We start from the raw sequence: 6,092 nt of genomic DNA, 5'->3' as shown, positions 1-6,092 counted from the left end.
ATGTGCTTATTTTTTGTGTGTTTGATGAGGTTTTCGCAGGTATTTCGACCGATTTTCCCTGTTCCGAACAACAAAATATTTTTCTGACTTACTTCGGGAACATTGCGCAATATATACTGAACTGCTGCAAAAGAAACGGATGTTGCACCTGTAGAAAGATCGGTTTCGTTTTTGATGCGTTTCGACGCCTGAATGACGGCATTTACTAAACGATCGAGAAAAGTATTGATTAATCCGAAAGAACGCGACTGGTTGCAAGCGAATTTGATTTGAGAAATGATTTCGAAATCGCCTAAAATCTGGCTATCTAAGCCAGTTGCAACGCGAAAAACATGAGTTACGGCATCGCTAGATTTATATACGTAACCTACTTTTTGGAAGGCTTCGGCGGTACCGTTAGAATGGTCGCAAATGAGTTTTATGAGCTGATACGGATGTTCTGCAAAGCCGTAAATTTCGGTTCGATTGCAGGTAGAATTTATCATCAACGATTCGATTCCAGCTGCTTTCGCTTGCGCTAACAACAGGGGCTGCGCATCGGCAGGAACGGTAAACTGGCCGCGAATCTCTGCATCGGCTTTTTTGTAGTTTAGGCCAACAACATAGAACGATGAATGTTTCGGTGTGTGAATCTGCTCCATATATAGTTTACGCAATTCGGTTACAAAAATAAGTTTATCAAAATCTAAAAAATAACGCTGTAAGTTCCATTTTAATCGCTGGTAGCCTTTCGAAACCACATCGCAATATTTATCGTAAATTCAACTAACTTTGCAGCAGTAACAAGCCTTTTAAATCGCTTTATGTAGAATTATTCTAAATAAACCGCTTGTTCTATTTTAAGGCTACTTACGAAAAAATACCGCTATGGGTTCATTTGAAGAGATAAAAATTGAGAACGATTTTTTTCTATTGCGATTTCAGAATCACTCCACTGAAACCGTAATCGAGCAGAAAGCCATTCCTTTGGGATTTATTCAGTTTCATTTCTGTTTGAAGGGAACGGCAGTGCTTCACTTTAATGAAGGTTCTTATCAGTTGAATTTAGTGGAAGAACAGTCGTATTTACTTTACAATCCACAAAAAGAATTGCCTTTGCATTTGAAGATATCCCCAGACAGCTGGATTCTATCGGCGTTTCTCTCCATAAAAAAATTCCACTCGCTGTTTTCTACCGATGCACAACACATTAACTTTCTTACTGTCGAAAATCGGGATAAGAAATATTACGGCGAGTCGCGTGTGAGTCCGTCGATGGCTATCGTACTCAGCCAGCTTTTTCATTACAACTTACATCCGTCGATTAAAAATTTGTACTATCGCGGTAAAGCGTTTGAATTGCTGAGTTTGTATTTCAATAAAACGGAAGATCCTTCGGCAGAACAATGTCCGTTTTTACTCGACGAAGAGAACGTCATGAAAATAAAAAAAGCGAAAGATATTGTAATCCAAAACATGGCCGAGCCGCCCGGATTGCAAGAACTTGCCGATCGAGTTGGTCTTACGCTAAAGAAATTAAAACTCGGCTTCAAGCAAATTTACGGCGACACCGTTTACGGCTATTTGTTTGATTATAAAATGGACTATGCGCGCCAACTTCTAGATTCGGGTTCGTACAATGTAAACGAAGTAGGATTGAAGATTGGTTACAGCACGGGAAGTCATTTTATCGCGGCCTTCAAAAAGAAATTCGCTACTACGCCCAAGAAATATTTAATGTCGATTAATCCAACAGTTTCTTAATAAAAATCATATACAATGCAACAATCTAAAAGAGGGGTGTTATTGGTAAATCTGGGATCTCCAAAAAGCCCAGAGCCTAAGGATGTGAAGCCATACTTAGACGAATTTTTAATGGACAAATACGTGATCGACGTACCGTTTTTACTGCGTGCGTTGTTAGTTCGTGGTATTATTTTGCAAACGCGTCCGAAACGTTCTGCGGAAGCATACAAAAAAATATGGTGGGATGAAGGTTCGCCACTAATTGTTCTTTCAGAACGCATGCATAAGAAAGTTTCTGCAAAGGCTGAGGTTCCCGTTGTTTTGGCAATGCGCTACGGTCAGCCGTCGATTGATTCTGGCTTGAAAGCACTTCGCGATCAAGGCGTAACCGAAGTTTTGCTGTTTCCGTTGTATCCACAATATGCGATGGCAAGCACAAAAACCATTGTAGAATTAGCGCAGAAATTGGTTGCTGAAAAGTATCCGGATTTGCATTTGCACCACGTTCCGGCTTTCTACAACCAAAAAAGTTACATCGAAAATTTAGCGAGAAGCATTCGCGAAAAATTGGAAGGTTTTGAATACGACCATCTGCTGTTTTCGTACCACGGCATTCCGGAGCGTCATATTCGCAAAACCGACGTTACGAAATCGCACTGTAAGATGGATAGCAGTTGCTGTTCCACCAAATCGCCGGCGCACGAGTTTTGTTACCGTCACCAATGTTACGAAACTACACGTCAGGTAGCCGAATTGCTGCAACTTCCGAAAGATAAATACAGCCAGTCGTTTCAATCGCGTTTGGCGGGCGACAAGTGGTTGGATCCGTATACCGACGTTGAAATCAATAAAATGCCGGCGAAAGGAATCAAGAAATTAGCAGTAGTTACGCCGGCTTTTGTATCGGATTGTTTGGAAACATTGGAGGAAATTGCAATGGAAGCCAATCACGAATTCAAAGAAAACGGCGGCGAAGAATTCATGGCAATTCCGTGTTTAAACGACGACGATACTTGGTGTGCTACGGTTGCCGAATGGATAAACGATTGGGCAGCAACAGGGAAAGTTTTTGCTCCAAGAACCGCTGAAGTAACGGCCTAATGTACGAGTATTTAAAGGCATTGCATCTCATTTTTGTGGTAACCTGGTTCGCTGGGTTGTTCTACATTGTTCGGCTTTTTGTGTACCAGACCGAAGTTTTCGATAAATCGGAAATAGAACGTCAATTTTTGCAACCACAATATAAATTAATGGCGTATCGATTGTGGTATATCATAACATGGCCTTCGGCAGTTTTAGCATCGATTTTCGCTTTTTGGATGCTGTTTTTCACTCCCGTCGGACGAGCTTGGTTAGAAACCGATTGGATGCAAGTAAAACTTGGGTTTGTAGCACTTTTATATGCTTATCAGTTAAAATGCCATCAGATTTATCGCAAGCTTCAGCGCGGCGAAAAACCCCATTCTTCGAATTTTTTGCGACTGTGGAATGAAGTAGCAACACTTATTTTGTTTGCCGTTGTATTTCTAGTGGTGTTGAAAAACGCTTTTAACTGGATTTTTGGAGTAGTTGGTATTATTGTGGTATCGCTTTTGCTGATGTTAGGATTCAAATTTTATAAAAATCTGCGCGCAAAACGAGGAACCTAATGCTAAAGTCGGTGAAGATAAAAAGGGTGTCGCTACGGATTCGAATCTTTCTTTCGATGATCGTACTCACGCTTATTGCTTCAGTTCTAATGGCCTCGATTTCTATTTTTCAGTTTAAACGCGAGGCAAAAGATTATCACCGCGAGCGTTTAGAACGGAAAGAAAACGCTATCAAAGAACACATCAATTACATTTTAGCAAACACGACGTATCCGCTTACCGAAGAAAATTTAGCACTGATTTTTAAAGATAAGATTCACGAATTGAGTAACATTCATGCGCTGCAAATCAACATTTACAGCTTAGACGGAAAGTTACTAAAGTCGTCGAAAGGTGCGTTTTCGGTCGATCAAGCTTCGCCACCCATACCCGATTACATTCTTCGTATCATGCGTGCTTCGCTCGAAAAACGCTATGTAGATGTACGTACTATTGAAGGAAAAAAATACCGTTCGTCGTATAGTCAGATTAAAGATTTGAAATTCAAACCTCTGGGTATTTTAAATCTGCCGTATATCGAAGACGACGGTTTTTACGACCGCGAATTGAAAAATTTCTTGATTCGCTTGAGTCAAGTGTATTCGTTTATGTTGCTGATTGCCTTTGCGTTGGCTTACTTTTTGTCGAGTTTTATTACAAAATCTTTGAAGCGGATTTCAGATAAAATAACGGAAACTAATCTGAATCAGAAAAACGAGAAAATTGATTTGGACGATTCAAGTCGAGAGATTTCGCTACTTATAAACGCATATAATACGCTAGTCGATAAATTGGAGGATAGCGCGGCCAAATTAGCGCAAAGCGAACGCGAACAAGCCTGGCGCGAAATGGCCAAGCAAGTCGCACACGAGATTAAAAATCCGCTTACGCCCATGCGTTTAACGGTACAGAGTTTTCAGCGACGTTTCGACCCGAATGACCCAGATATTCGTCAGAAAATGGACGATTATTCGAAAACACTGATTCAGCAAATCGACATCATGAGTTCGGTTGCCTCGGCTTTTTCCAATTTTGCTTCGATGCCTGCGCAACAGAATGAGACGTTAAATGTTGGAAAAGTCGTGGAGTTGGCGCTCGATATCTTTAATGAAGATTACATCGAATTGCAACTGCCCGACGAGAAAATCATTACGCGAATGGACCGTACGCAGCTCATTCGCATCATAACGAATTTAGTTAAAAACAGCATTCAAGCCATACCCGAAGAACAAGTGGAAAAGAAAATCCAAGTGCAGATACGGCGTGCGGGCAACGAAGTAGAAATCTCGGTTTCAGATAACGGAACCGGCATTCCGCCAGAAAACAGCGACCGCATTTTTGAACCCAAATTTACCACCAAAACCAGTGGTATGGGACTCGGATTGGGCATCATCAAAAACATTATCGAAAATTATTCAGGAACCATTACTTTTGAAACACAATTGGGGCACGGAAGTACATTTTACGTGCGTTTACCCATCACAAAACTCGTAAAGCTATGACATTCGAAAACTTACAAACTAGTCAAACCGACGCTATTTTTCGCATTACCATCGACCGACCATCAAAACTTAATGCACTCAATAAAGCAACGATTCAAGCACTGCACGAGGCTTTTGCTTACGCAGAACAAAAAGCAGATGTTCGTGTGATTATTTTAACCGGAAGTGGCGAAAAGGCGTTTGTAGCTGGTGCAGATATTTCGGAATTTGCCGATTTTAATGTGAGCGAAGGAGCAGCATTAGCAGCCGAAGGTCAGCGTTTGTTGTTCGATTTTGTTGAATGCTTGTCGAAACCTGTAATTGCAGCCGTAAACGGTTTTGCTTTGGGCGGTGGCTTGGAGTTGGCTATGTCGGCACATATACGTATCGCTTCGACCAACGCCAAAATGGGATTGCCGGAGGTTACTTTAGGTGTAATTCCTGGTTACGGAGGAACGCAGCGTTTGGCTCAATTAGTAGGGAAGGGCAAAGCAATGGAGTTAATTCTATCGGCTTCGATGATTGATGCACAAGCCGCCCATCAATTAGGTTTAGTGAATAAAGTAGTCGATCAATCGGAGTTGCTCGTCGAGGCAGAAGCACTTGCGTCTAAAATTGCAGCAAATTCTCCTGCGGCCATTCGTGCAGCTATTCAAGCGGTAAATGCCGGTTATGACAACAGCCAGAACGGATTCGAAACAGAGATAAAGTTGTTTGGAACTTGTTTTGGAACAGCAGATTTTAAGGAAGGAACATCAGCCTTTCTCGAAAAAAGAAAAGCTGTGTTTACTGGAAACTAGTCGTTGAAAATAGCTTTCAGTTCCGTAGCTTCAGAGGGTTTCATTTTCCCAGCAAGCACTAAACTCAATTGCTTTCTGCGTAAAGCGGCTTCAAAACGCTGAATTTCTAATTCGGTTTCAGGTTTGATTGGCGGAACTTCAACCGGACGTCCTGTGTCGTCTACGGCTACGAATGTGTAAATAGCTTCGTTCGCCTTGTTGCGTTGTCCAGACTCGCGATCTTCAATCCATACGTCGATGAAAATTTCCATGGACGACTTAAACGAACGCGAAACTTTAGCTTCTACAGTTACGACACTTCCCAACGGAATGGCGCGGTTAAAAGCCACGTGATTTACCGATGCTGTTACGACAATTCTACGCGAATGACGTCGGGCGGCAATACTCGCAGCGCGATCCATGCGCGCCAACAATTCGCCACCAAAAAGATTGTTCAACGGATTGGTTTCGCTCGGTAA

Annotated in this window: 6 protein-coding genes and 1 pseudogene; 5 read left to right on the top strand and 2 right to left on the bottom strand. The window is 41.9% G+C overall.

Annotated features, from left to right (window positions below; all coding sequences use genetic code 11):
• A pseudogene (locus tag ACOVQQ_RS03935) lies at positions 1 to 641 on the bottom strand (glutamyl-tRNA reductase); the annotation flags it as partial.
• 226 nt (positions 642 to 867) lie between these two features.
• Here ACOVQQ_RS03935 and ACOVQQ_RS03930 point away from each other — a divergent pair.
• The 5 genes from ACOVQQ_RS03930 to ACOVQQ_RS03910 are packed head-to-tail and all read left to right on the top strand — an operon-like array spanning position 868 to position 5,634.
• Positions 868 to 1,743 (top strand): helix-turn-helix transcriptional regulator, encoded by an 876-nt coding sequence (locus tag ACOVQQ_RS03930; RefSeq protein ID WP_094486316.1) that lies wholly within the window; start codon positions 868 to 870, stop codon positions 1,741 to 1,743.
• Positions 1,744 to 1,758: 15 nt separating this feature from the next.
• A complete protein-coding gene (gene hemH / locus ACOVQQ_RS03925) occupies positions 1,759 to 2,826 on the top strand; it encodes a ferrochelatase (RefSeq protein WP_421817036.1) in 1,068 nt (355 codons plus the stop codon).
• Positions 2,826 to 3,374 carry a CopD family protein gene (locus ACOVQQ_RS03920; RefSeq protein WP_421817035.1) on the top strand — a complete coding sequence of 183 codons (549 nt, stop codon included), beginning with the start codon at positions 2,826 to 2,828 and terminating at the stop codon, positions 3,372 to 3,374. The genes hemH and ACOVQQ_RS03920 overlap by 1 nt, the downstream gene beginning before the upstream one ends.
• 56 nt (positions 3,375 to 3,430) lie before the next feature.
• Positions 3,431 to 4,855, top strand: coding sequence for an ATP-binding protein (locus ACOVQQ_RS03915; protein WP_421817034.1), 1,425 nt, complete (start codon positions 3,431 to 3,433; stop codon positions 4,853 to 4,855).
• Positions 4,852 to 5,634 carry an enoyl-CoA hydratase/isomerase family protein gene (locus tag ACOVQQ_RS03910; protein ID WP_421817033.1) on the top strand — a complete coding sequence of 261 codons (783 nt, stop codon included), beginning with the start codon at positions 4,852 to 4,854 and terminating at the stop codon, positions 5,632 to 5,634. Before ACOVQQ_RS03915 ends, ACOVQQ_RS03910 begins: the two co-directional genes overlap by 4 nt.
• Here ACOVQQ_RS03910 and ACOVQQ_RS03905 read toward each other — a convergent pair.
• Positions 5,631 to 6,092, bottom strand: a 462-nt coding sequence (locus tag ACOVQQ_RS03905; RefSeq protein WP_421817032.1) for an acyl-CoA thioesterase, incomplete at its 5' end; no start/stop codon positions are given. The two genes, ACOVQQ_RS03910 and ACOVQQ_RS03905, sit on opposite strands and share 4 nt — an antisense overlap.

It is taken from the genome of Flavobacterium sp., assembly GCF_049240005.1.
In the GTDB taxonomy this organism is placed as follows: Bacteria; Bacteroidota; Bacteroidia; order Flavobacteriales; family Flavobacteriaceae; genus Flavobacterium.
This window is presented reverse-complemented; position numbering and strand designations above follow the sequence as displayed.